This is a genomic window from Kocuria subflava (genome assembly GCF_012163155.1).
Lineage (GTDB): Bacteria > Actinomycetota > Actinomycetes > Actinomycetales > Micrococcaceae > Kocuria > Kocuria subflava.
On the sequence record NZ_JAAVUN010000081.1, the window covers coordinates 1 to 1,229 of the forward strand.

Annotated in this window: 1 protein-coding gene; it reads right to left on the reverse strand. The window is 66.7% G+C overall.

Annotated elements, in window-relative coordinates; all coding sequences use genetic code 11:
• Positions 1 to 2: 2 nt before the first annotated feature.
• Positions 3 to 1,160: an IS30 family transposase gene (locus GTW58_RS13035; protein ID WP_168023554.1), complete on the reverse strand. Its 1,158-nt coding sequence runs from the start codon at positions 1,158 to 1,160 to the stop codon at positions 3 to 5.
• Positions 1,161 to 1,229: the final 69 nt, after the last annotated feature.

The window sequence follows — 1,229 nt, forward strand, 5'->3', positions numbered from 1 at the left end:
ATTCAAGCGGTGGGCGCAAGGAACTCTGCGAGCTTCTCTGATGGTGTCAGATAGCCCAGCGTCTTGCGGGGGCGTCCGTTGAGGCTGTCCTGGATCGCGTCCAACTCCTCGCGGCTGACGACGCTCAGGTCGGTGCCTTTGGGCAGGTACTGGCGCAGCAGGCCGTTGGTGTTCTCGTTGCTCCCCCGCTGCCAGGGCGAGTGGGGATCGCAGAAGTAGATCGGGATTCCTGTGGCGATGGTGAACGCGGCGTGCTTGGACATCTCCGCGCCTTGGTCCCAGGTGATCGTTCGAATCAATGAGGACGGCAGCTTGCTGATTGCGGCGCGCATCGCGGCCTCGACCTGCTCGGCGCTCTTGCCGTCGGGCAGGTGCAGCAGCAGTGTCATTCGCGTCGAGCGCTCAACGAGCGTGCCGATGGCGCTGCGGCTGCCCTCGCCGAGGATGAGATCTCCTTCCCAGTGGCCTGGCACGGCGCGGTCGTCGGCTTCTGCGGGGCGCTCGCTGAGCATGATCATGCCGGGGATGCGGCCGCGACCGTCCGTGGTTCCGCGGGGCTTGCGGGCCGCTCTTCCGGACCGCAGGCACCGCGCCAGCTCACGGCGCAGTTCGCCTCGGCCCTGCACGAACAGCGACTGGTAGATCGTCTCGTGGCTCACGCGCATCTCCGGGTCGTCGGCGTGATCCAACCGTAGGCGCGCTGCGATCTCCTCAGGTGACCACAGTTGCTCCAGCCGGCTGGCGACCTCCTCGAGCAGCCGGCCCGACGCAAGCTTGAACGGCTTCGGTCGACGCGCCTTATCGCGGGCACGTTCATGACCACGCCACGCCGAGTAGCCGCAGCGACCCCCACCGCGCTTCACCTCACGGCTGACGGTCGACACCGCACGCCCCAGCTGCTCTGCGATCGCGGTGAAGGTATCGCCGCGATTGATCCCGAGCAGGATCTGCTCGCGCTCGTCGATCGTCAGACAGCCCTGACGTGGCTCCCACCCAAACGGCCTGGCGTCAAGGTGCCTGCCGGTGCGGGCCATGATGCCGACCAGCGGCGCGCTGCAGCTGATCTCCTTCGCGATATCGACCAGCCGCCAGCCCTTCCCGTGCAGCCTGAGCGCGAGCTGCTTCTGCTCCCGGCTGAGATGACCGTGCCTGCCCTGCATCCGGATCCTCCTGTGATCAGTGACTGCCTCATCTCACAGGACTCGTTGCACTGACCGCTTGAATCCGCC

Coding starts and splice junctions, on each gene's coding strand:
- GTW58_RS13035 (WP_168023554.1), bottom strand. CDS start 1,160: ATGCAGGGCAGGCACGGTCATCTCAGCCGGGAGCAGAAGCAGCTCGCG.